20 protein-coding genes are annotated in these 21,702 nt (G+C 66.6%); 10 read left to right on the top strand and 10 right to left on the bottom strand.

The window, feature by feature from the left end; translation table 11 throughout:
• A partial coding sequence (locus tag RUMESO_RS26725; RefSeq protein ID WP_156362606.1) for a family 16 glycosylhydrolase occupies window positions 1–837 on the bottom strand: 837 nt, incomplete at its 3' end.
• Window positions 838–2,138: 1,301 nt separating this feature from the next.
• Here RUMESO_RS26725 and RUMESO_RS01890 point away from each other — a divergent pair.
• Window positions 2,139–4,511 (top strand): family 16 glycosylhydrolase, encoded by a 2,373-nt coding sequence (locus RUMESO_RS01890; RefSeq protein WP_037277604.1) that lies wholly within the window; start codon window positions 2,139–2,141, stop codon window positions 4,509–4,511.
• Window positions 4,512–5,792: 1,281 nt separating this feature from the next.
• On the opposite strand, the gene RUMESO_RS01885 is transcribed toward RUMESO_RS01890, so the two are convergent.
• Together RUMESO_RS01885 and RUMESO_RS01880 are read right to left on the bottom strand one after the other, a co-directional pair.
• Window positions 5,793–6,050: a hypothetical protein gene (locus RUMESO_RS01885; protein WP_156362605.1), complete on the bottom strand. Its 258-nt coding sequence runs from the start codon at window positions 6,048–6,050 to the stop codon at window positions 5,793–5,795.
• Window positions 6,051–6,473: 423 nt separating this feature from the next.
• Window positions 6,474–6,773, bottom strand: coding sequence for a hypothetical protein (locus RUMESO_RS01880; RefSeq protein ID WP_037277601.1), 300 nt, complete (start codon window positions 6,771–6,773; stop codon window positions 6,474–6,476).
• A 631-nt stretch (window positions 6,774–7,404) separates the two neighbouring features.
• Here RUMESO_RS01880 and RUMESO_RS01875 point away from each other — a divergent pair.
• Together RUMESO_RS01875 and RUMESO_RS01870 are read left to right on the top strand one after the other, a co-directional pair.
• Window positions 7,405–7,623 carry a hypothetical protein gene (locus RUMESO_RS01875; RefSeq protein ID WP_037277595.1) on the top strand — a complete coding sequence of 73 codons (219 nt, stop codon included), beginning with the start codon at window positions 7,405–7,407 and terminating at the stop codon, window positions 7,621–7,623.
• Window positions 7,624–7,688: 65 nt separating this feature from the next.
• On the top strand, window positions 7,689–7,946 hold the full coding sequence (locus tag RUMESO_RS01870) for a hypothetical protein (protein WP_037277594.1): 258 nt from the start codon (window positions 7,689–7,691) through the stop codon (window positions 7,944–7,946).
• A gap of 418 nt (window positions 7,947–8,364) precedes the next feature.
• Here the strand turns inward: RUMESO_RS01870 and RUMESO_RS01860 are convergent, their stop codons facing one another.
• The 4 genes from RUMESO_RS01860 to RUMESO_RS01845 form a co-directional block, all read right to left on the bottom strand.
• Entirely contained in the window at window positions 8,365–8,580 is a 216-nt protein-coding gene (locus RUMESO_RS01860) for a hypothetical protein (RefSeq protein WP_156362603.1), read from the bottom strand.
• 151 nt (window positions 8,581–8,731) lie between these two features.
• Window positions 8,732–9,724, bottom strand: a complete 993-nt coding sequence (locus RUMESO_RS01855; protein WP_156362601.1) for a hypothetical protein — start codon at window positions 9,722–9,724, stop codon at window positions 8,732–8,734.
• 110 nt (window positions 9,725–9,834) lie between these two features.
• Window positions 9,835–10,518, bottom strand: coding sequence for a hypothetical protein (locus tag RUMESO_RS01850; protein ID WP_037277589.1), 684 nt, complete (start codon window positions 10,516–10,518; stop codon window positions 9,835–9,837).
• Between the two features lie 311 nt (window positions 10,519–10,829).
• Window positions 10,830–11,432 (bottom strand): TetR/AcrR family transcriptional regulator, encoded by a 603-nt coding sequence (locus RUMESO_RS01845; protein WP_051520912.1) that lies wholly within the window; start codon window positions 11,430–11,432, stop codon window positions 10,830–10,832.
• 144 nt (window positions 11,433–11,576) lie between these two features.
• Between RUMESO_RS01845 and RUMESO_RS01840 the strand changes: the two genes are divergently transcribed.
• Window positions 11,577–12,356, top strand: coding sequence for an MBL fold metallo-hydrolase (locus tag RUMESO_RS01840; protein WP_037277588.1), 780 nt, complete (start codon window positions 11,577–11,579; stop codon window positions 12,354–12,356).
• On the opposite strand, the gene RUMESO_RS01835 is transcribed toward RUMESO_RS01840, so the two are convergent.
• Complete coding sequence (locus tag RUMESO_RS01835) at window positions 12,353–12,871, bottom strand: hypothetical protein (RefSeq protein ID WP_051520911.1); 519 nt, start codon at window positions 12,869–12,871, stop codon at window positions 12,353–12,355. The two genes, RUMESO_RS01840 and RUMESO_RS01835, sit on opposite strands and share 4 nt — an antisense overlap.
• A gap of 304 nt (window positions 12,872–13,175) precedes the next feature.
• On the opposite strand from RUMESO_RS01835, the gene RUMESO_RS01830 reads away from it, so the two are divergent.
• From RUMESO_RS01830 to RUMESO_RS01820, 3 genes are all read left to right on the top strand, one after another.
• Window positions 13,176–13,757: a hypothetical protein gene (locus RUMESO_RS01830; protein ID WP_169791117.1), complete on the top strand. Its 582-nt coding sequence runs from the start codon at window positions 13,176–13,178 to the stop codon at window positions 13,755–13,757.
• 177 nt (window positions 13,758–13,934) lie between these two features.
• Complete coding sequence (locus tag RUMESO_RS01825) at window positions 13,935–14,318, top strand: hypothetical protein (protein WP_037277586.1); 384 nt, start codon at window positions 13,935–13,937, stop codon at window positions 14,316–14,318.
• 6 nt (window positions 14,319–14,324) lie between these two features.
• Window positions 14,325–14,630, top strand: coding sequence for a hypothetical protein (locus tag RUMESO_RS01820; RefSeq protein ID WP_156362599.1), 306 nt, complete (start codon window positions 14,325–14,327; stop codon window positions 14,628–14,630).
• A 344-nt stretch (window positions 14,631–14,974) separates the two neighbouring features.
• Here the strand turns inward: RUMESO_RS01820 and RUMESO_RS01815 are convergent, their stop codons facing one another.
• The gene (locus RUMESO_RS01815) at window positions 14,975–15,673 is read right to left on the bottom strand and encodes an OmpA family protein (protein WP_051520910.1); all 699 of its coding nucleotides are present in this window, start codon (window positions 15,671–15,673) and stop codon (window positions 14,975–14,977) included.
• A gap of 2,225 nt (window positions 15,674–17,898) precedes the next feature.
• Entirely contained in the window at window positions 17,899–18,603 is a 705-nt protein-coding gene (locus RUMESO_RS01805; RefSeq protein ID WP_037277582.1) for an IS6 family transposase, read from the bottom strand.
• A gap of 109 nt (window positions 18,604–18,712) precedes the next feature.
• Here RUMESO_RS01805 and RUMESO_RS01800 point away from each other — a divergent pair, with 109 nt between their 5' ends.
• Genes RUMESO_RS01800 through RUMESO_RS28050 form a run of 3 tightly spaced genes read left to right on the top strand, consistent with a single transcriptional unit; the run spans window position 18,713 to window position 21,353 of the window.
• On the top strand, window positions 18,713–18,922 hold the full coding sequence (locus tag RUMESO_RS01800) for a DUF3489 domain-containing protein (protein WP_169791116.1): 210 nt from the start codon (window positions 18,713–18,715) through the stop codon (window positions 18,920–18,922).
• The gene (locus RUMESO_RS01795; RefSeq protein ID WP_281177518.1) at window positions 18,919–19,530 is read left to right on the top strand and encodes a DUF2924 domain-containing protein; all 612 of its coding nucleotides are present in this window, start codon (window positions 18,919–18,921) and stop codon (window positions 19,528–19,530) included. The genes RUMESO_RS01800 and RUMESO_RS01795 overlap by 4 nt, the downstream gene beginning before the upstream one ends.
• Window positions 19,527–21,353 (top strand): recombinase family protein, encoded by a 1,827-nt coding sequence (locus tag RUMESO_RS28050; protein WP_037277580.1) that lies wholly within the window; start codon window positions 19,527–19,529, stop codon window positions 21,351–21,353. Before RUMESO_RS01795 ends, RUMESO_RS28050 begins: the two co-directional genes overlap by 4 nt.
• Window positions 21,354–21,702: the final 349 nt, after the last annotated feature.

Raw genomic sequence — 21,702 nt, 5'->3', positions numbered from 1 at the left:
GCCATACAGCTTGTCGTTGCCGAGGCCGCCGGCGAGCGAGTCGTTGCCACCCAACCCACTCAAGACGTCGTTGCCGTTGGTGCCTTTGAGAATGTCGGCGCCGCTGGTGCCCTGCGACGGTGGCGTGCTGGACACGTCGCCATCGCGCACGCTGGCGTCGACGATGCGCGCCTTGATGGGTGAAGACAGAGGCGAGTAGACGCCGGACCAGGTGTTGTAGCGCGAGTCGCCCGCCCACAGGTTGACGACGCTGCGCAGGTTGCCGCTGTACCAGACGCCGCCGGGCATGTCGGAGGCGTCGAAGGTGGCCACCGCTCCGCCGTCCACCCGGAAGACCGCGCTCTTGCCGGTGAGTGTGATGTCGTACTTGTGCGCCTTGGCGGCGGCGTTGAAGCCGAGATCCACCATCGTGCGGTCCAGGTTGCGGATGTGCTTGCCGGCGCTGTTCTCCATGTGCACCGTGACTTGCACGTGCCGGGTGTCGGCGCCCACGAACTCCCAGTCGAACTCGAGCGTGCGCTGGTCGTTGCCTCCCGCCGCGATGGCGAACATGCCGAAGACGGTGCCCGACTTCATCTGCGGCGCCTGCGCGGCCCACTCGAAGGTGCCGACGTCGGCGGTCTCGCCCGAGCGCATCTCGCCGCCGGTGGCGTTGTAGGAGCCGGGCGCGGCCGAGCCCAGGCTCACCTCGGCGGCGCCGTCCGCGGCGATGCGCACCCGGTCGCGCGACCAGTTGGTGATGTAGCTGAGCGCTCCGGCGTCCCAGTCCGAGACCTGCCAGTCGCCGCTCGTGTAGCTCTGGCCCCCGAAGACCAGGTCGTTGTTGGTGTCGAACATGGGTTCCCCTTTGGCAGCGGTCGTCCACCGGGCCGGAGGGCCCGGGCGAGCCCAGCCGATGCGCTGGGCTCAAGGCGCAAAAAGTTGTCCCCGAGGAGCGTCAGCCTCGGATCGTCGTGTTTCTGTTGAAGCCGATGCAGCTGTCCCTCCGCACCGGTGTGATCGGGACTATTGGGTAGCAGCACCCAAGTCCATGTCACCGACCGGCCACAGCGGAGCCTTGCCCAATGCCAGCAAGTACTTGCGCGAGACTTCGCCAACTCAGGCCTAGACGCTGACTGAACTCATTGTCCGGAGAATGCTGATCTGCTCGGACTTTGTCGGCTTCGGCCCGGAACCGGCCGGAGCACACGAGAGTTCCTGAAAGAGGGTTTGTCGTGACCCGCGTCGAGCGACGAAACGCCGTCCAGGGACTGTCCCAACGTTTCCCTGCCGGCAGCGACCTCAACCCCCCTGTGCCGCTCCTCCCCTGAGCGAGCACAGGGGGTGGTGTCCCTTCAGAGCAGCGAGCCGCATACAGAACCGGCGAGGCATTCGCGTCTTTCGACACCTGCTGCCAAGGGGAGTTCGCATGCCATTCCCGCGCAAGGCTCCCCTTCACCATCCGCAAGGCCTGCAAGCGCCGCGCACTCGAGATGCTGCGCACTGTGGCGTGGTGCGGCGAGCCCGGTCCGCACCTCCGGCGCACCGACGCACTCCCTCAGCGAAAGCTGCCGAAAGAAGGCGCCGGGGGTACGGCGGCACGGGATGGGATGGCTGTGACCAGAGTGGAACTGCGGGTTCTTAAGAGGTGGCTATGCTCTCCCTGGTGAATCTGGCGCTGGCGCATGGGCTTTGTCGGCAGCCATTCACCTGACCAGAGCATAGCAGGGACACAGCGGGGTCTTCATTGTGCCGCAAATGCGGCACAATCAGCTATCAATAGCATCATTGTTTCCCCTAGAGCGACAGGAGGGAGCCGCAAGTCCCCGACACCGCGCGGCTCCTTCCAACCCCCGTTCGCACCACAGGCCCGATCTATGACCCCGGCTGCTCTGCTGACACCCTCGACTGGTTACTGCTGCGACCTCCGGTCGCCACATTGAACCAAGAGACGGGGCCCAAGCGGCACTCTGTCGGGCTTGCCGAGCCGCGGCCCCTGGTAAGCGGAGTCTCGCCGACGTGAGACGCAATTCAGGGGAATTGGGGCGCAGTTAAGGCGGGCTCCACGCCCGGGTCACATCTGCGCCTCTCTCCCGACATGCCAAGACGCCTCCCTTTGCCCACCGGCCGAACGGGACTCGGCCGCGAGAGGGGGACCCATGTTTAGCACCAACTATGACCTGGTCTACGCGGGCCAGCACTTCACGACGGGCGACTGGCAAGTCTCGGAGTGGAACGCTGGGTGGCTCACGCCCATCACCACCTGGACGCGTGACCGCGTACGCATTGCTGCGGACGGCGCGGCCGAGGTTAGTCTGGGCGCGGCCTCGGACGGCTCGACCAAGGCCACGGGGGGCGAGATCCGCTCGGGCGCGATCGCCGATGTGGGCACCTTCGAGTGGACCGCGCAGGCGCCCCGCATGGCGAGCGGCACGGTGTTCGGTATGTTCGCCATGGCGGCGGGTGGCAAGGATCAGAAGACGCTCGAGTTCGACTGGGAGTTCGTGGGCCGGGACACCACGAGGGTGCAAGTGACCGTGCACATGGCGAACGCCGCCGGCCAGCACATTACCAACCTTGAGAACACTGTAGTCGACCTCGGCTTCGATGCCGCGGCGGCCGTGCATGACTACGAGATCACGCTGACCGGCAAGGGCGCGGTGTTCCGGGTGGACGACACCCCAGTGGCCTACTTCAGCGGCGACGACATGCCGGGCGGCATCTGGTACACGGGCCAGTTGCGCAGCATCGTCAACCTCTGGGCCGGGGACTCGCGCATCAACGACTGGGCCGGCACCTACACGCCCCTGTCCTCGCCGATCGTCGGACGCATTCTGGACGCCAGCGTCCGCGACGGCGACGTCTCCGGGCCCACGCCGCTCCTGGGCGACGACGGCGCGAACGTGCTGACGGGCACCAGCGGACGCAACGTGATCGACGCCTTCGGCGGCGACGACACCCTCGTGGGCGGTCGGGGCATCGACCGCATGAAGGGCGGCGCCGGCAACGACACGCTGAGCCTGGATCTCGGCAACGACTACGTCAACGGCGGCGCGGGCAACGACTGGCTCGACGCGTCGGGGGCCGATGTTGCCGTCACCGTCAACCTTGGCATCCAAAGCGCTCAGGCCACAGGTTTCGGCACTGACGTGATCCGCGGCATCGAGAACGTGCAGGGCGGCTCAGGTGCGGACACCGTCTATGGCAATGCCGACGCCAACATCCTCAATGGCAGGGCCGGCAACGACACACTACGTGCGCAGGGCGGGGCCGACACGCTCCTCGGGGGGCTCGGGCGCGATGTGATGTCGGGCGGTACGGACACTGTTCGAGACCTTTTCGTCTTCAACTCGGTTGCGGAGAGCGCGGTGGGCGCCACCCAACGGGACGTCATCAACGGCTTCGTCCGGGGCATCGACGACATCGACCTGCGCTCTATCGACGCCAACGCCACACTGGCGGGTGACCAAGCATTCCTCTGGGGCGGCACCACGGCCAAGGCCTTTGGGCTCTGGCAGGCGGTGGGCTCCTCCATCGTCGTTTTGAAGGGCGACGTCACCGGCGACGGCGTTGCGGATTTCGAGATCCAGGTCAACGGCGCTGGGGGCCTTGGCGCGGGAGACGTCCTCACCGACGGCGATGCAAGCGGCACGCCGATCGTCCCGCCCGACAGCCCGCTGCCCGACACCCCTCCGCCCGAGGAACCCTTGCCGGACAGCCCCCCGATCGACGATGGGAGCCCGGACCCGATCATCGGGGGAGGCCAAGATAGCGAGATCCTGGGGGACGACGGCGCGAATTCTCTTCAGGGCACCGACGGCGACGATGTAATCAACGCGCTCGGCGGCGACGATATTCTTCTTGGCGCCCGGGGTCTCGACCATCTGAATGGCGGCGCAGGCAACGACCGCATCAGCCTGGATGCCGGCGATGACGTCATTGACGGCGGTACGGGTCGCGACTGTCTGGTTGCCACGGGCAGCGCCGGCGTGACCGTCAACCTGGGTATCTCCATCGCCCGACAAGTCACGGGTCTCGGCACCGATGTCATCCGCAACATCGAGGATGTCGAGGGCTCCTCCGGAGCGGACATCATCTACGGCAACGAGCTCGCGAACACCCTCAAGGGTGGCGCTGGCAATGATGCGCTGCGCGGGCAGGCCGGCGCCGACACGCTGATCGGCGGGCTCGGGCGCGACCTCCTGGCGGGCGGAGCCGACAACGTACGCGACCTCTTCATCTTCAACTCGGTCGCGGAGAGCGCCATGGGCGCCGCCCAGCGGGACATCGTCAACGGATTCGTGCACGGGGTGGACGATATCGACCTGCGCGGCATCGACGCCAACGCCAGCCTTGCGGGCGATCAGGCCTTCGCGTGGGGCGGCACGACGGCGAGGGCCTTCGGGCTCTGGGAGGTCATCAACACCTCCAACGTCATCCTCAAGGGCGACGTCACCGGCGATGGCAAGGCTGATTTCGAGATCCAGGTGAACAGCATTCACGCCTTGGACACGAGCGACCTGCTGCTGTGACTTGGCTGCCGGCCAGCAGGTCAGCGGGCTGGCCGCCATGACCCCGCTCCCGGCCAGAATGCCGGGAGCGAGGCGAGCGTTGACAGCCCTGACAATCAGAAGAAATGCCAACCGCAGAGGGCAAAGCGGCCCGAGGGTTTCCCGAGCCGGAGTAGGCACGAGATCCCCCCTTCTCCCGAAGTGCGACCCTCCGCACCAAGCCAGCTCCCTCCTCGCACCCCTCGCTGCTTCCACCGTTTCCTCTCGTGGCCTGTCGAAGCCCTAGGGGCACAAGCCGCCGAGTCATTAGACCTTCGCTCGACGGCAGTGACCCCGCCCCCGCGCTGGGTCCTTCCCACAGCTCAGGGGCGGGGTCGCCGCTGAGATGAACCCTGGCCCGGGATGCCCGTGGCGTAGTATTTTCCGGCTGGGAGTCCGTCGCGTCCCTCCCAAGCGGAAGATGCCAGAGCACAACCCTCCAGCAGGCGGCAATACCTCTGCACCGGCCGCCAAGCGGCGCTGGGGAATCGCCCTTGAGGTGGCCATCTCTCGGGGTACGAGGGCAGTCACTCGACTTCGTAAACACCCCGAGCGGGTAATGTTAGCCCCACTCCGAGGGTCGGCCGCGACTTTCCTGCGGCCGATCGGGCGGACCAGCCCCCGCACTACAGGACGCGAGCCGCGCGGGGGCGAGCCTTGCACCGTATGGTTGAAAATCATGCACGCAGCCGCGCTCGGGTGCCTTTCCCTAGGTCGGCATGTCCGGCGGGTGTAGGCTGTTCGCACGGGAGCACTCCGCGCTCAGCCGTCATCCGGCAGCCACTGGCAGGACGTTCGTCAGCCTGCCTCGCCTGAAGCGAACAGGCTGATGGTTGCTTAGGACGGCTAAGGCGAGGCGGCCTCCGGGTGAGTGACATTGTCGGGTGGGAGGGCCTGTCATGGTCCGGTTGGGGAAACGAGCGGCAACCGAGGGAAATCCGCAGGGGCACAGGGACGGGGTCGCGCCGCTCCTGCTCATCTTTGTCCTGATGGTCGGGCTGGCGTTCGCAGGGTCGGTGGGCGACCGCATGGCCGGCACCCCACAGCTGACAGCGCCGGCGGACGACTAGGCCCCCGCCGTTCCACTCCAGGCCTGCCTCTGCTGGCGTCCGGAAGGTCGCTACCTTTGAAGGGCAGCCCGCCATGACCCCTTGCGACAAGGCTTCCTGTGGAGCGGTTCCTCAGGGATCAGCGGCGAAGGTCCTACGAACGGCTGACAAGTGACAGCGCACATGCCGGCACGAGCCGTTCGCGTCCTGACCCTCACCCCGGGCCCGCGTCGAGCTGTGCGGCGATCTGCTCGTCGGTGTCGCGGAAGAAGTCCACGAGCGTCTCAGCCGCATTCACGAGAGCGTCGTCCGCGTCACGCTCCAGCATCCTGACCAGAAGCGCGTCGGCACCGAACGAGAGCTCGCCCACCGATTGGCCGAGCCGCGCTAGCCGGCTCCTATCCGGCGCCCGCGCCATGCCCGCCAGCTCCTGCTCCACGGCGTGCCGCGCCTCGCTGAGGGTGGCGGTCATGTCCCTGAAGACCTCATCCATCCTTGACGCTGACCTTTCTCAGCCGAACGTCCACCCCGTTTCGTAGGAAACGAGTGGTTGTGAGAACCCCGAGAGCCGGGAGGCGAACCGGCCCCGGGGCCACTCACGTTCACGCCCAAGTGCCGCCCCGCAGAACTGGGGCGCAGTGTCCTTGTCCTTCGCAAGTGCGGTGAGGTGATGGCCGGCAGGCGCCTGAGAGGTGGCGTGATGCGGGCCAAGGAGGGCTCTCCCGGACCGAGGAGCTCTCTTCGGCCTCATTCTCGGTCGGCCTCTGAATGCAGCGGGCGCCCCCTCGGCCTGCTCGTGCCCCGCCCCTCACCTCTCTGCTCGTCCTCGTCTCCTGGTCGCACCCCGCCACGACACGCTGTCGCGGCTGGCCGGGGCGCCGAGCGCAACGACGAACTAGTGCCCCTTGGGGCTCGCCTGGGAGGGAGACGGAGCGGGTTCGGCCCTGCGCCGCTCCAGAGCCTCCAGGATCTGCCGCGCCATGTGTTCCGCGGCATCGACCGGCATGACGAGGCGTCCGACCACGACGTTGCTGATCGGCCCCGGCGGAGCGGTGTGCTTCGCCCTTGACGAGTGGAAGGTTATGCGGACGCTCCCGTTCCGAAAGAAGAACCCCGAGACGCCATCCACGAACAGGTCGGGGGCCATCGGGTTGTCGACAAAGACAACGCCGAGCTCGTCGGACGCATCGGCCATGAGGGATCTCCAGGGTTGGGGGTCAGGATGGAATGGAGCAGCATCAGCGAAGGGACGCGCCGGTCATGTCGGCGAGCAGGCCCTTCGGCTCTCCAGGTCAGGCGGCCGGGAGGCGGCCGGGTCGTCCAGCGCGCGAGGCAGGCCGCGGTGCCTCGCCGTCCGGCTCAGCCGCCAACCCTTGTCCCATGCTCGGGCGAGATCGGGGCGATCCGTGCAGGGGTTCGCCTCGGCGGGCGAGCCGTCCCATCCAGCGGCGCAACCAAAGCACCACGCATCCAAGGTCGTCGCTCGGGACATGGCGAACTCCTGACGGTCACGACACCGGGCGGCCCTCAGCCCCCCGAGCGTCAACCGCGAACGGAGAAGACCCGTTCCGGCCGGCCAACAAGACAAGAGCCCTCGCCCTACAGCCGGCCCGCGATGACGGCTTCCATGGCGTTGGATTGTCCGCTCCCCGCTTTGCCGGCTCAGCGCGATCTTCTCGGAGTGGCAAGAGATGCCCGACGAGCGTCTCTCTCTCGGCGTCCGACGGTCACTTCTGTGCCCTGTTCGGGCATCAGACCTGCCAGCGTGTCGCCGCCGCGGCGGATCGCTGCCCTACGTCCCTTCTCTTGAGTCCGGAGTCCTCCTGATGTCGCTTGTCCACGCCCATGACCCTCACGACGAGCTGGACGCCCTTATGCGCGAGGCCATGGGCCTGGCCCCAGAGCAAGCGCTGAGCCAGGTCAGCCCTGAGCCGCTCCGGGCGACCTGCCCGGACCCCTTTGCAGACTATGGCGGTAAGGTCGTGAGCTTCACCAAGCGGCTGCCGGAGGCGGTCCTGCAAGGCTTCAGCCGCCAGCGGCACTAGGAACCCGATCCGACCAAGACCCTCCAGCCTTGCTCTGCGCTGTTGCCCGGAGATCCCACCTGCTGATGCCCGACCCTGATGCGTTCTCACTGGCAAAGGCCATCGCCCACGCGATCTATGCCGCCCACGAAGACGAAGCGACGCCGGTCGCCATTGTCATGGACCCAGCGACGCGTGACATCCTTGAGCGCGCCTCGCTGGGCTGCTGGCGGAGCGGCCGGACCTCGCTCTTCAGCCTGCCAGTGGAGGTCGACGCGGACACAGATGGGTGGAGCATAAGAGTGACGCCCGGAGCAGGACCACAGAACGATGTGAAGGCGTGAACAGGACGGGTCGGCGGGTCGGAGATCTTGGCTGGACTTGGATCGAGACGGATCTGGGCCGCCGGGAGATTTTTGGTGCCTCCCAGCCTGGTCCAGTCATGGCCTGGGTGCTCGGGCTCTCCGCCGCCACCGCCCGGACGGTCGAGGAGTTCCGCCTTATCGAGGCGTTGCGCAACGGCAGTTGCATCGAGCTGGCGCGAGCCAGCGTGCCGCTCTGCAAGGCTTGGGCGGCCAACGGACGCCAACTCGCGTGGCGCCTCTCGACGGAATCGCGGCCACGCCCAGAGAGTACGGGCTACTGACCTCGGGCCCTGCGACAGGAACTCCCGGTGATCCTGCGCGGCTGAACTGAGGTGGGGAGAGGTCGACGGCACAGGGGGGAGCGAGGCGCACCGTTAGCGCGCAAGCGCCGCGACCGTCAGCCACTGAACTCCTGAAACTCGCCGTCCTGCATCCCCGGAAAGCGGGCGCGCGCCAGAATGCCCGGGCCGCGATCGACCACGCTTGGACTGTGCCCCGGCAGCACTGCGATCATATCCCTGGCTGATCGCATGATCCCGATCCAGCGGATGGCTCGCTGCCCGCCACGGGCCTTTGCATCCTCGCACCGCGTCTCGATGATGAAGCCGTTCATGCGGTCAGCATGAGGCAACCGCTGTCGGCAGACAACGGCTGCCAGCCACGCTCCTGCAACAGCGCTCCCCGTCAGGGCGAAGAAGCCGAGCGCGGGATCCCGTCCCGGCGAGGCCAGGCGCTCTCTGCATGCCAGCGGACAGAGTTTCGGCTCAGGCCAGGTCGAAGACCGTCCCGTTGAACACCAGGGTCTCGACGTCAAGAATGGAGTAGACGGCGCCCGGCGAGCCATCGCCCAGGTCCGTGACCTCGTAGTCCCCCTTGCCCGTCTCGGTGACGTGGTAGTCGCCCCGGTCGCCCTCGAAGGCGAGGGTGTCGTGGCCCCTGCCCCCGTCCAGGATGAGGCAGTTGCCAGCCATGGCATTGCCCGACACGTGGAGACGGTCATCGCCCTTGCCGCCCAGAAGGGTGATCTGGTTGCCGGTCATGATCGTCATGCCCATCTCCTCCACAGAGGTGAACAGATCGACCGAGAGGTCATCATCGCCCTTGGCCCTGTTCAGCAGGAGGGTGTTGTCGGTTACGGTTGTGGTGGCGCCAAAGTGGCTGCTGGCGGAGAGGTGGGCGGCGAGGCTGTCTTTGCCCTTGTCGCCCGTCATGGTCAGGGTGTTGTCACGGGTCGTCGCGTTCGCTGGGGCACTCTCGGACACGCCTTGGGCAAAGGCCGAGAGGGTGGAGCTGAGGTCGTCATCGTCCCTGCCTCCTGACATGAACACAGTGTTCTCGCTCACCAGGGTGCTGCCGAAGTAGACCTGCTCGGAGAGGTCTGCCGTCAGTGTGTCGTTCCCCGCCTCGCCCAGGAGAACGTCGCTGTCGTGCGAGCGCGTGATGCTCTCCTCGAAGTTGTAGAGAATGCCCCTGGCGGCCAGCACGTCGTCGCCGGCCCCACCCCGTGCGTAGTCGCTGCCCAGCCCTCCATAGAAGCTGTCGTCCCCGCTCCCGCCCCGGAACAGGTCGTCGCCGTCGCCTGCGCTGACGCTGACCCTCTCGAAGCCTCGGAGGACAGTGCCGTCAGCCAGGACCTGGTCGTAGCCATGAGAGAAGTCGAAGGCGAGGTCGTCGGTGACACTGGAGTAGAGCAGCGAGGCCAGGTCATGGCCGGAGCCGCCGATCAGACGGACGCTGTTGTCCCCCAGATCGGTCAAGTAGTTCACCTGGGCAAAGTCGTCGCCCGAGCCGCCGTCGAGCGTGAAGCGGTTGCCCGCCAGGGTAGTGGTCCCGCGGCCCTCGTGGATCTCCTCGCTGAGCGCGAGTTCTAACGCGTCCGCCCCGGCGCCGTCCTCAAGCCCAAACCATGTTTGTCGGTCAGGGTGGCAATGCCGCCCAGGGTGGAGTTGACCGTCACCTCCAACCCAATCGCATCGGCGCCTTCACCGCCTCGGGCCACTAGGGTGTTGTTGCTCGTCGTGGCCGTACTTGCGATGGCATCACGGACGTAGAGAGCCATGGCGTCCAAGCGCAGCTCGAACTCGTCGTTGTCCTCCCCTCCTGCGGCGAGCAGGGTGTTGCCGCTGGCCAGGGCGTTGTTGCCGGAGAGGGCTGTGGCGAAGAGGTCGCTTGTGAGGAAGTCCTCCCCTTCGTCCAGCAGGAGACGGTGCGAGTTGCCAGTGACGGTGGCGTCTCCACTATAGGCGAAGGCGCCGAGCGCCGAGGTGACGCCGTCGTCCTCCTCGCCGCCAGAGGCGGAGTTGGTGTTGCCGCTGGCCAACGCACTAAAGCCGCCGAAGCCGTAGGCGAGGGTGATAAGCCGGAGGACGTCCTGCCCGGCGTCGCCCGTGACCGTGTGAGTGTTGCCGTGCGCGACCGCATCCTGGGTCGCGACCTCTGCGTCGGCCAGGATCCAGGAGCGGATCTCGTCGTCTCCCTCGCCCCCCGCCGCCGACCTGGCCTTGTTGCTCTCGTTCTCAGTGATCAGCTCGATGACATTGTCCTCGTCCATCGTCACACTCCGTGGTCACATCGCTGACAGGAGGTGGCCCACGACAGAAGCTCAGGGCCGCCGACGCTCGCCTCGAACGGACACAGGTCAGGGTGATCGGCCCTGTCCGGGTCGTGGGTTGAACGAAAGGTGCAGCTTGGCCCATGCCGCATGGTCCCAGTGCCGCCACTTGGTTGTGACCGGGCGGCCAGAAGGCTCTGCAGGAGGCAGGGACGGCCTGCAGACACAACAGGCCACCAGGCCTCGCGCCCGAAGAAGTTACTACGGAAAGTGTTCTGCCCTCAACGAGACATCTGTCCGAGTGGGGATGCTTAATCGCTCTCTGGGGGTCGTACTGTCTGGAAGGTTGGCTCAAGGATGGCTTTGATCATGGCCTCGGCCGCTGTATCGGAACCGAGGCCCTCCGCTTGGCTGAGCCTCCGCCAAGTGTGGAAGTCCAGCGCGAGGCCCAGCAGCGCGCTCCGATCCGGGCTGACACCATCGCCCAGCACCTCGCGGATGCGGACCAGGGCCGGGATGAAGCGCATCTCGGCCATCTCGCGTGTCAGCGCGTGGTGCTCGGCATCGCGGATGACGCAGCCGAGGAGGCCGGCATTGCGCTCGTACCAGGCGTAGAGGGCTCGGAGCCCCGTGCGGAGCCGGTCCCGAGGGTCGACGATGGCGGTCCAGGGCTCGGGGTCGGGCAGCGGCTGACGTTCCGCAAACAGGCCCGAGCAGGCCAGCGCCATGCTCCGCTCGTCCGGGAAATGCGCGTAGAGCGTGTGTCGCTGCACGCCCGCCCGCTCAGCGATCTGGCTCATAGACGTACTGGCCGGGCCGACGGTGCTGTGCAGCTCCATCGCTGCCTCGACGATGCGCTGCCGCGTCTCGGCCTGCTTCTCCGCCCGCTTCTTCAGGGTATAGGTCCGGGTCATGGATTCATTAACTGCACAGCCATGTGCAACGAATTGACAGCCGCGGGCGTTTCCGCTACACATATTTGTACTTTGAAAGCGTCAAAGTCCAGCGCCCGAGGGCGGGAGGGGCCGAGGCGGACCTCATTCGACAGGAGATTTCTCATGGACACCCGTATCAGCGAGATCGCAGATGGCATTTACCGACTCTCTACCTTTGTCGCCGGCATCGCCCCTCCCGTCGGGTTCACCTTCAACTCCTTCCTGGTCCTCGGAGACGAGCCCCTCCTCTTTCATACCGGCCTGCGGAAGATGTTCGGCTCCAATCGGGACACCCTGTCCCGCCTGGTTGCGCCTGAACGCCTTCGTTGGATCGGATTCGGCCACTACGAGGCCGACGAGTGCGGGGCGATGAACGAGTGGCTGGCCGTGGCACCGGACGCGCAGGTCGCCCATGGCCAGACCGGGGTCATGGTGTCGCTCAACGACATGGCCGACCGGGCCCCACGGGTGCTGAAAGACGGCGAGGTGATCGATCTCGGCGGCAAGCGCGTCCGCTACATCGACACCCCGCACACGCCGCACGGCTGGGACGCGGGCGTGATGATGGAGGAGACGACGGGCACGCTGCTCTGCGGGGACCTGTTCACGCTGCTCTGCGGGGACCTGTTCACGCAGCTCGGCGATGGCCCGGCGCTCATCACGGGCGACATCGTCTCGCCGGCCGCGGCGGCCGAGGACCTGTTCGGCTACTCGGCGCTGAACCCGACGATGGGAACGACGCTGCGACGGCTATCGGAGCTTTCGCCGGGGCGGCTCGCGCTGATGCACGGGCCCTCGTTCGAGGGCGATGGCGGGGCGGCGCTGCAAGCTCTGGCCGACGAGTACGACCGCCGAGCCGGCCTGCACCGCGCGGGGGTCATCGAGCGGCCGGAGTTCGCCTAGCTCACGATAGCGGCGGTCGGCGACGGCGCGACCCACTCGAACACCGGTGTCGCGCTCGGCCGCCGCCAGTCGTCTTTGTGCGCCCATATTCGCCATCCCGCGCAGCGCGCGGCCTCCTCCGGCAGGGCGACCAGCGCCAAGGTGTCGACGTTGAAGCCGAATGGCGCGGCGGGCTTTGCGTGGGAGTCGTCCAGCACAACCATGGTTCCTTCCTTCCCGATCAGAAGATCACCGGGCTGGGTCGTCTCCTGGTAGTGCCGGGTCGGCGGGGACAGCGAAGCAGGCAGGATCTCAAGCGCCCAGGAGGTGCCGAACGAGAGGCTGGATCCGCTCTGGACAAGGTAGGAGATGGGTCTGGTGAGCTCCGGATGACGCAGGACGCCGAAGGTGACGCCCTGAGACGATCGGTCGATGACAAGGGCCGGGCCAGGGCTGCGTCCGATGGTCCTCAGGACGAGCTCGCCGACCTCCAAGTCCGCGATCTCGCGATGCCTGAGCAGGTTCAGTAGCCTCATAGGCGCCTCACAGGGTGCGAGGCGCACGGGAGCCTCGGCTGTACACACGGTTGCGATCCACCTGCTTTAGATAGCACACAATCTCAGGTCGTGTGCGGTCGGAGCGGTGCAGGAAAGCCAGCGTGTCGCGCCCGGCCCTTCGTTCCATGAATGTCGTCGGGAGACGCTCGGTTGGCGACCGAGCTTTCCGGAGCCTGCCCTATCATCGCATCGTCGAGCAAGCAGCGCTTTCTCCCGTCCAAAGCGGACAGTCCTGTGCTACCTTGACCCAGCGTTACACGTGTCCAGGGAGGAACGAATGCGTGTGCTTGCTGTGTCGGCCCTGTCTCTCTTTGCAGTGTGCGGGCCGCTTTCTGCGGAAGAGCTCGGACCGGCCTTTGCCGGCTTCTCGGTCCAGATGAGTGCCGGCTTCGAAACCCCTGGCGGGCAACTCTTCGAGATCGGCACGATCACTGGAGCCTTGGACTTCGAGAACGATGCGGCCGTCCTCGAGCATGCCGCTGTCCACTGCGTGCAGGAGTTCCAGGAGAACGGCACGGGCCATTGCGCGTTCGTCACCCTGGCCGACAGCGGCTCGGAGAGCGCAGCCGCGGCGGCCGACGAGCAAGGCGCTGAGACGGCCAGCGACGAGCAGAGCGTTGTGGGCGAGGGGCTGAACCACCTCTGGACCTCCTACGCCTGCAAGGCGGCCGCGCCTGCGGATGTGCCGGATGGAGCGCCCGACACCACGGAGTGCACCTTCACGGTGATCGAGGGCAATGGCATCTTCGAGGGGGCCACCGGGACGGCCACTGCAATCGCCGTGCCCTTCTTTGTCGGCCATCCAGACGGATCGCAGTCGGGCTACGCCAACTTCACCAGCTTCGACCTGACCCTGAAGCCGTAGCCTGCAGAGCCCCCGAAGAGGGCCGGCCATCCCGGTCCTCTCCAGTCGGTTCGTGACGATGATGCAAGCATACGGGCAGGCTCGGGCGCCGACCGCTAACCTATTCCAGCGCCGCTCCGCCGGCTAGCGGGCGACAGCCGTGGTGCCCAGAGGCGGACCAATGTGGAGTGCTCTTTGATGGACGGACTGGACGATGCCAAAGCAAGGATCGACGCTTTGGCAAACGATCATCTCTACTGGCGCTGCGTCAGCGTCTACGCCGGATCGGCGGGGACGATTGGAGCGCTAGCCGGCTTCGGCACTCCAGTCACTGCGGCCGGCGGGTTCCTCATCGGGTTCGTGGCGGGCGGCATGGTCGGGTTCCAGCGCTGCGAGCGCATCGATCCCTGGCTTCGATCGAGCGCCCTGGACCCAAGCCGGCCAATGACGGAGCCAGACGTGCGACGGCTCGCCACGCAAACCGCACGAGCCTACCCCAAGCTGTCGGGGCAGCAGGTGATCGAACTGCTGATTGCCACGCGAGTTGAAGCAGCGAGAGATCCCGCCCTCTACCGCTGCTAGGGCACTATGAACCTGATCCGGCGGGAGCAGCGAAGGCGAATGACGTCCCGACAGATCCAGTGGGCCATCGCCGTGGCAATGGTGCTTGTGGTGCTCGTCATGAAGGGGCGTGACACGTCCTATCGGATCCACGCCGCGCCCTACCTTGCCGCATGGAGAACCTGCCAAACCGACCCTGTCGCCGCTGGCAAGAGCATCCAAGGTTTGGATCGGCTCGGAGACAGTTGGGTTCGGCACCGTCTCCCTGTCGCGGTCCAGGCCGATCTGGCGGCCTGCGAGGAAGCTGCAGGCCAGAAGGACCTCTCGGATTGAGTCCCGACGAGCGAGCGAAGGCCGTCGTCCGGGGGTGAGGCGCAGGACGGTGGAGAGCTACGCCATGGAGCGTGTTGGTGAGGTCTGTAGCTGACCCTGCAAGGCTGCTGTCGAACAGCAGCCGAAGTCAGCTTGGACCACACCCGGGGAGTACCTGGGCGAGCACCATACCAAGAAGGATCGGCGCGCAAACGATGCGCAGCAGCTTTGGGCAGCGTGGGCAAAGTCCAAGAACGAATGATGGAATCCGCATTCGAACTTGAAGCGGCTGAGTGGCGCGGGGGCTGAAAGGCGCCGAGCGGAAGGCCCCATACAGAAAGGACCCAAGGTCCCGCCCCAGCCGGTCAGCTCAGAGCCTCGAGTTGGAACTCGACTCGGCGATTGGCCGCTGCTTCAGGATCGGCAGGGTCGAGGAGTTGATGCTCGCCCAGGCCCATCGCCTCGAACAGCGCGGTGTCGAGGCCGCAGGTGTTCACAAAGTAGCGGACGACCTCCTGGGCGCGCAACAACGAGAGCCGGTCGTTGTAGGCATCCTCGCCCTTCGCGTCGGTATGCCCGATGATGCGGGAGCGGGAGCCATTGAACTCCTCCCTGCCCATCACCCGGCAGAGCTGTTGCAACTTGGGGATCTGGTCCTCAGTCAGGGCAGCCGAGTCGAACGGGAACTCGACATGGACATTGATCTGGAGCGCGCTCTCAGGCGGAATGACGTAGACCACGTCGCCAATCGCTGGTTGCGCAGCCTCGGCCTCCTCGGCCGGCCTCTCGGCATCTGGTCCCTGGGCAACAGCTTCACCCTCGTCGAGAGGCGCGGTCGGGCGACCGTCGAGGCTCTCTATCGCGACGACCTCGATCCCTCTATCCAAGCCGTTGTCAGGCCCGCCTCTGGGGCTGCCATACAGATACTCGTCCTGGGCCGCCCGGATCGCCTCATGCTGCGCTTGGAAGGTCTGGGCCAACTGGTCGTCCGATGTGGCCTGGGCATGGACGCCAGACGCACCAGACAGCATCAAGGCCATGGAGGCAGGAAGCCAATTGCTCATGGTGACCTCGTTCGGTTGCAACCGACCGGTGACGTCAACTCACCTAGAGAGTGGCCCAGCTTGACAAAACTCAATGCAGATGTCCCGATAGCCTCCCGCCAACCAGGCTCCCCTTATCAGCTTTGCAGCCTCGCAGCTGGCGCGAGCGCCCTCGTCAAACCCAAAGGATGAGCGAGTGTCATCGGAACACATCGACCCGGTCCGCCTCGCCCGACCGACTCTGCCGAAGCAGAGCCGAGCTAACCTCTGCGGCCCTTTCGACCGCGTCCGATCAGGTGCGCCGACGTTCGCTATCGTAGCTGAAGTGGGCGCTTTCGGCCTCGTCCCGCCACGCCCTGGCCCAGCGCTGGGGTTCCGTCACAGCCTCATCAAGCCCGTTCGTCGCAGATTAGCGATGACCGGCGTCCGCTCCGACGACGTCCGCCGTGCGCCATCGATGGACAGCCACTTGGTAGAGTGAAATCCAACGACCACGTCGGCTATGCCTGATCCATGGGTTGGCTCGTGCAGAGGGCACGGGCGTCAGAGCCAATATGTGAGGGACGACACCGTCCGAACCGTCTGCAGCGTCCGCGGCCGAGAGAAAGCTAAGCCCTTTCAATAGTTTGTCCTCTGATCACCGTTGGACCGTCGGAGCCTGTTCGGACGCAAACGCGGACGGTTGCTGCGTCCGGCTGGCCTGGACCGTCCGACGTAACCAGTTGGAATGCCAAGCTGCGGACGATGCGGACGCAGATTGCCCCGCCTTTCGAGCCCAGGCATGACCGAAGTTCGGGGCACCCAAGCTGGCCGTCGCTGAAGCGCTACAAACGGTTCCGAGAGGTCGGGGACAAGGATGAGGGGTGGACGTGGCCGCCCACGTGACTGCCGGAGGCGGCTCTTTGTTCCCTTCCGGTTCTCTCCCTACCCTGGGCTCATGCTCGAGGATGCCGACACCGATTTCCCCCACTTCTGGCATGTGACTACGCTTGGAACGGCGTCGAGGCGTGGGAGAACATGGACGTGATCCTGAAGGAGGAGATCGGCGGCCGGCCCGCCTACTCGACGGGCCAGGTGCCGTCGCTGCCGGGCCAGTCGGAAGATCGAGGAGCGACGCTTGGGTCATCCGGACGCTGCACCGCCCTGACCGCCGGCCTTTCGGGTCCTAGGACCCCGACGCCATGCTCCTGATTGCGGCGAGGCGCCTCCGCTGTTGCGCAAGCCGGCCAGGGGGCTTGCCGTCCACTCGGGCACTGGCCTCGATGCGTCGCCGTTCGTACTCGCGCAACAGGCGCCGCATCAGGGCCGCACACTCATCATCCGGGGAGTGGGGCGCGCCCGACAGGAAGTCCGCCAGCTGCTGGACAAGCGACCATTTGGTTGTTGTGACGCGGATCATTGCAGCTTCCCAGTGTTTCCTGATCGACAACATTCAGCGCTTGTTTGTGGCGAGATTATGGCCACCAAGCCCAGTTTGAGCGGGTCTCATGCGACCGGCAGAAGTCCGCAGGGATGGCCGTTGGCGGGCGATCGACGACCTTCGTCAGACTTTTGGTCCTGGCCCGCTTGAGCCCCAGTCGGGGCCCCCGACACGCTCGCCGCGAGCATGGGAGAACGCCAGACGTGGCCCAGACCAGGCCCACTCCGGCGTTCTCCGATCAACAGACTTCGGCCCAATGCACACGACCAATGTGCCCAGCAAACTAGCATCAGATGCCGGCAGACCTGCCCTCGATACGCGGACAGACCGTTTCCTGAACGGCCCCGCCGCTCCGACCGCGCGCTTGCTCGTCCAACGCCCCGGATCGAAGGGCTCTCCCTGGCGTCATTCCCAGCCGGCCTCTGGATGCAGTAGGCGCCCCCTCGGCCTGCTCGCACGGGCCCGTCACCTCTCCCCGTCTTCGTCTCCTGGTCGCACCCAGCCGGAGTGAGTTGTCGCGAGTAGCCGGGGCGCCGAGCCCGGCGGCGGACTGAATGTTTAGTCGCCTCCTGGCTGCCAAAGGCAGCCCGACGATGTAGCTGCAACCAGCGAACCTTTGCTCGCTCTAACGCTGCGGCGTGGCTATTCTGACCCAAGGACAAGCGGTGCTTAGGTTATGGAAAGGCCAAGTTTCGAAGATGGGCAGGTGATGCGCGTGCTTCCACTGTCGCGCAGCTGCCTCCCCCTGCCTTGGCTCCGCCTGCTCTTTCGGAGGTGGTGTCAGACCAATGCGAACTCGTCTCAGTTTGGGCAGGTGCGCTTGATCTCAGGCGGCGCAGAGCCCGCGCCACTCGGCCAGAGCGGCGGCTCGGCTCAGCTTGTAGACGGGGCGGCTTGAGAGTTTGCGGTCCGAGTTGAAGTGGTTGCACACGGAGGAGTGGACGGCGGCGAACTTCTGCAGTGATCGCATGCGCCGGAACCGCTGCATGGCCCGCTCCCGCCTTCGGAACGGCTGATGCGAGTTCTCGGCGCGGTTGTTCGCCCAACGGTCGGTGACCTGTCGGTCCTCGGCCCCGATCTCCTTGAGAGCTGCTCCGTAGGAGCGGAGCTTGTCGGTCACCAGCTCATCTGGGCGACCATGCCGCTTCATCAGTTTCTTCAGGAAACGTAGAGCTGCCTTCTTGTCCCGGTGCGTGGAAACATAGGCCTCCAGCACCTCGCCTTCGTGGTCCACCGCCCGCCAGAGGTAGTGCTGGACGCCGTTGATCTTCACGAACACCTCATCCAAGTGCCAGCGCCAGCGGGACGCTCGCATCCCGCTCACCCGCCTCTTGCGGATCTCGGCCGCGAACATCGGGCCGAAGCGCTGCCACCAGAACCGGACCGTCTCGTGGCTCACCTCGATCCCACGCTCGTGGAGCAGGTCCTCCACGTTTCGGAGCGAGAGGGGGAAGCGCACGTAGAGCATCACCGCCAGCCGGATGATCTCGGGCGAGGTCTTAAAGTAGCGAAAGGGGCTGCGTCTGATCATCCCGAGAGGCTAGGCAGGGCCCCTGCCCCGCTCAAGCCCAGTGTCTCAGGTTCCTCTGACACCGCCGCCGGACAACACGGGCAAAGCGGCCAAGGCCACCCAGCCCAAGGTGACTAAGCTTGGTCAGATCCATGCCCTGCTCGCCTCTCCCTCTGGGGCCAGCCTCGCCACGCTCTGCGACGCCACCGGCTGGCAGAGCCACTCCGTCCGAGCCGCGCTGACCGGGCTGCGCAAAGGAGGTAAGGTCATCGAGAAGAGCAAGGGCGAGGACGGCACCACGCTGTACCGACTGGTCGCCAAAACGGAGGCGGGCCAGTGAGCCGGGCGGCCGTCCGGCAAGGGGCCGAGGTCGCCGAGCATCCACACGCGAGACGTCTCGGTCCGGCGGGTGGGGCCAAGTTCAGGGTCGCAGACCTGGAGCACATGGATCGCCACGCCCTCGTGGCGCTCTGGGCCGCTGCTCTCGGGGGAGAGCCGCCGGCCCGGCTGTCTCAGCCCTTCCTGCGGCGGGTGCTTGCGTGGGAACTGCAGGCCCGCGCGCAGGGTGGGCTTCCTGCCTCCGTCACCAAGAGGCTCGATAGCCTCACGGCGGCCCAGACCCGTGGCACAGAGAAGGCTGTCGCACCTAAGCTCAAGGCAGGAGGCCGGCTCCTGCGCGAGTGGAACGGGATCACGCATGTGGTGGACGTGGTGGAGGGCGGCTTCATCTGGCGCGGCCAGCGCCACCGCTCCCTCTCGGCCATCGCGCAGGCCATCACCGGCGCGCACTGGTCAGGGCCACGCTTCTTCGGGCTGCAGGACGGCGCAGGAACGGCAGGCGCAAAGAAGGCGAGTGATCGGGACGCGAAGTCTCCCGACGGGCGCAGAGCCAAGGCCGCCAGCGCGCCGCCCAGGGCCATGGCTCAGGCGGCGGGGAGGCTGGCATGAGCGCCCGTGCATCCGGCGGCTCCCGCCCGCAGGTCCGCTGCGCCATCTACACCCGCAAGAGCTCCGAGGAGGGGCTCGGGCAGGAGTTCAACAGCCTCGACGCCCAGAGGGAGGCCTGCGCGGCTTATGTGGCCAGCCAGAAGCACGAGGGTTGGAAGCTCGCCCCCGAGCACTACGACGACGGCGGTCTCTCCGGGGGCACGCTGGAGCGCCCGGCCCTGCAGCGCCTCCTGGCCGACATCGACGCGGGTCGCGTGCAGATGGTGGTGGTCTACAAGATCGACCGGCTCACGCGCTCGCTCGCCGACTTCGCCAAGCTGGTGGAGCGGCTGGAGACGGCCGGCTGCTCGTTCGTGTCCGTCACCCAGGCCTTCAACACCTCCTCCTCCATGGGACGGCTCACGCTGAACGTGCTCCTCAGCTTCGCGCAGTTCGAGCGGGAGGTCACGGCCGAGCGCATCCGCGACAAAGTGGCGGCCTCCAAGCGGAAGGGCATGTGGATGGGAGGCATGCTGCCCCTGGGCTACGACCGCCATCCCGACCCACAGCTGCAGCAGCTGGTGGTGAACGAGCCCGAGGCCGAGCAGGTGCGCAGGCTCTTCCGCCTCTACGACGAGCTGGGCTGCCTGGGCCAGGTGGAGCGCGCGGCCGCCGCACGAGGGATCACCTCGAAGCCGCGGGTCACTCGGACGGGGCAGAAGGCCGGTGGCCTCCAACTCACCCGGGGGCAGATCCACCACCTGCTCACCAACATCACCTACCGGGGGCTCACGAAGCACAAGGACGAGGCCTACCCGGGGCTGCACCCGGCCATCGTGGAGCAGGACCTCTGGGACAAGGTGCAGGCCCGCATGCAGGAAGCAAGCGCGCGGCCGAGAGGACGGCGGGGACGGCTTGCAGCGGAGGTCGTCGCTGCAGAGCAAGGCAACAGAGCGGGTGCCGGACGAGAGGCTCGCAGGTCTGATGAATGCGCGGACCGTGCCGCCGATGGGTCCTGGCGAACCTCCCAGACGGCAACCCCGTCGTCCACCGCCCTCCCCTCTCCACTCACAGGCAAGCTTCGGGACGACACCGGCGACCGGCTCACGCCCACCCACAGCGTGAAGGCTGGCCGGCGTATCCGGTACTATGCCTCGCATCGGCTCATCACCGGGCCCGCTGACCCTAGCGGCTGGCGCCTGCCCGCCCCCACACTGGAAGAGGCTGTCGCCGCCATGCTGGCCGAGCACCTGGCGCGGGCGGCTGAAGGGCACGCCCTGCTGGCCGAGCCCGACGCGCAAGGGGCGGTGGCGCTCCGCATGGCAGCCGCGGAGCTCGCCGCAGGCCTGCGTGAGCCATCCCGACGAGATGACCTGCTGCGACGGCTCGTAGCCTCAGGCGAGATCGGACCCGGGAGGCTGGCCCTCTGCCTCGACAGCCAGGCGCTCGCGGACGCGCTGGCCACCTCGCCTGAGGCGCTCAGCCCAGCGGTCCTGGCATGTGAGGCACCGATCGAGATGCGCCGACGCGGGGTGGAGCTGAAGATCGTGGCCGGGGAGCGTGCGCCCGCTCCAGACCGAACGCTTCTGCGGACCCTCGCCAAGGCTCATGCCTGGGCTTTCGCGATCCGCAAAGGCGAGCCGGTCATCGCCATCGCGCGCCGAGAGAGCCGTTCTGAGTCCTTCATCCGCTCGCGTGCGGAGCTCGCCTTCCTCTCGCCGCGTATCCAGGAAGCGATCCTAGACGGACGCCAGCCCGTCGACCTCACGCTCGAGCGGATCATCCGCACGCCCCTGCCTCTCGACTGGAGCGAGCAGGAACGGGTGTTCGGCTTCGCGAGCTGAGACGGCAAGCGACCCAGACCGGAGCAGGCCGGCCTCATCTATGCTCTCGATCCGTTCGACAGGGACCGTCCATGTCCCTACTCGGCCGTTGGTACTTCCCTGTTCGGGTGCAAACGTTCCCTGGGCACCTGCTTAGGGAATACCGGGCTAAGTCGCTGAGGGGCTACAGCTTCTCGTTGTCCGGATCGGCATGGATCGTCAAACATCCTGAAAAGTCGCTGCTCATTCCCTGTTGGCAGGGAAGATGCCCCAAACCGCACCGCGTCCCAACGACGACTGAGACGCCGGGAAGAGATGGGGCGAAACGGAATGCGAGGGTGCGTCTCAGCGCGAACAGGGACCCGCTAAG

The organism is Rubellimicrobium mesophilum DSM 19309 (assembly GCF_000600335.2).
In the GTDB taxonomy this organism is placed as follows: Bacteria; Pseudomonadota; Alphaproteobacteria; order Rhodobacterales; family Rhodobacteraceae; genus Rubellimicrobium; species Rubellimicrobium mesophilum.
Note: the sequence above shows the minus strand (reverse complement) of the source record. Positions and strands in the feature narration are given on the sequence as shown.

What these genes read in the sequence shown, in the direction of transcription:
- RUMESO_RS01840 (WP_037277588.1), top strand. Translation starts at nt 11,577, where the DNA reads ATGGACACCCGTATCAGCGAGATCGCAGATGGCATTTACCGACTCTCT.
- RUMESO_RS01805 (WP_037277582.1), bottom strand. Translation starts at nt 18,603, where the DNA reads ATGATCAGACGCAGCCCCTTTCGCTACTTTAAGACCTCGCCCGAGATC.
- RUMESO_RS01825 (WP_037277586.1), top strand. Translation starts at nt 13,935, where the DNA reads ATGGACGGACTGGACGATGCCAAAGCAAGGATCGACGCTTTGGCAAAC.
- RUMESO_RS01835 (WP_051520911.1), bottom strand. Translation starts at nt 12,871, where the DNA reads ATGAGGCTACTGAACCTGCTCAGGCATCGCGAGATCGCGGACTTGGAG.
- RUMESO_RS01815 (WP_051520910.1), bottom strand. Translation starts at nt 15,673, where the DNA reads ATGAGCAATTGGCTTCCTGCCTCCATGGCCTTGATGCTGTCTGGTGCG.
- RUMESO_RS01885 (WP_156362605.1), bottom strand. Translation starts at nt 6,050, where the DNA reads ATGACCGCCACCCTCAGCGAGGCGCGGCACGCCGTGGAGCAGGAGCTG.
- RUMESO_RS01875 (WP_037277595.1), top strand. Translation starts at nt 7,405, where the DNA reads ATGTCGCTTGTCCACGCCCATGACCCTCACGACGAGCTGGACGCCCTT.
- RUMESO_RS01870 (WP_037277594.1), top strand. Translation starts at nt 7,689, where the DNA reads ATGCCCGACCCTGATGCGTTCTCACTGGCAAAGGCCATCGCCCACGCG.
- RUMESO_RS01850 (WP_037277589.1), bottom strand. Translation starts at nt 10,518, where the DNA reads ATGGACGAGGACAATGTCATCGAGCTGATCACTGAGAACGAGAGCAAC.
- RUMESO_RS28050 (WP_037277580.1), top strand. Translation starts at nt 19,527, where the DNA reads ATGAGCGCCCGTGCATCCGGCGGCTCCCGCCCGCAGGTCCGCTGCGCC.
- RUMESO_RS01860 (WP_156362603.1), bottom strand. Translation starts at nt 8,580, where the DNA reads ATGAACGGCTTCATCATCGAGACGCGGTGCGAGGATGCAAAGGCCCGT.
- RUMESO_RS01820 (WP_156362599.1), top strand. Translation starts at nt 14,325, where the DNA reads ATGAACCTGATCCGGCGGGAGCAGCGAAGGCGAATGACGTCCCGACAG.
- RUMESO_RS01890 (WP_037277604.1), top strand. Translation starts at nt 2,139, where the DNA reads ATGTTTAGCACCAACTATGACCTGGTCTACGCGGGCCAGCACTTCACG.
- RUMESO_RS01880 (WP_037277601.1), bottom strand. Translation starts at nt 6,773, where the DNA reads ATGGCCGATGCGTCCGACGAGCTCGGCGTTGTCTTTGTCGACAACCCG.
- RUMESO_RS01845 (WP_051520912.1), bottom strand. Translation starts at nt 11,432, where the DNA reads ATGACCCGGACCTATACCCTGAAGAAGCGGGCGGAGAAGCAGGCCGAG.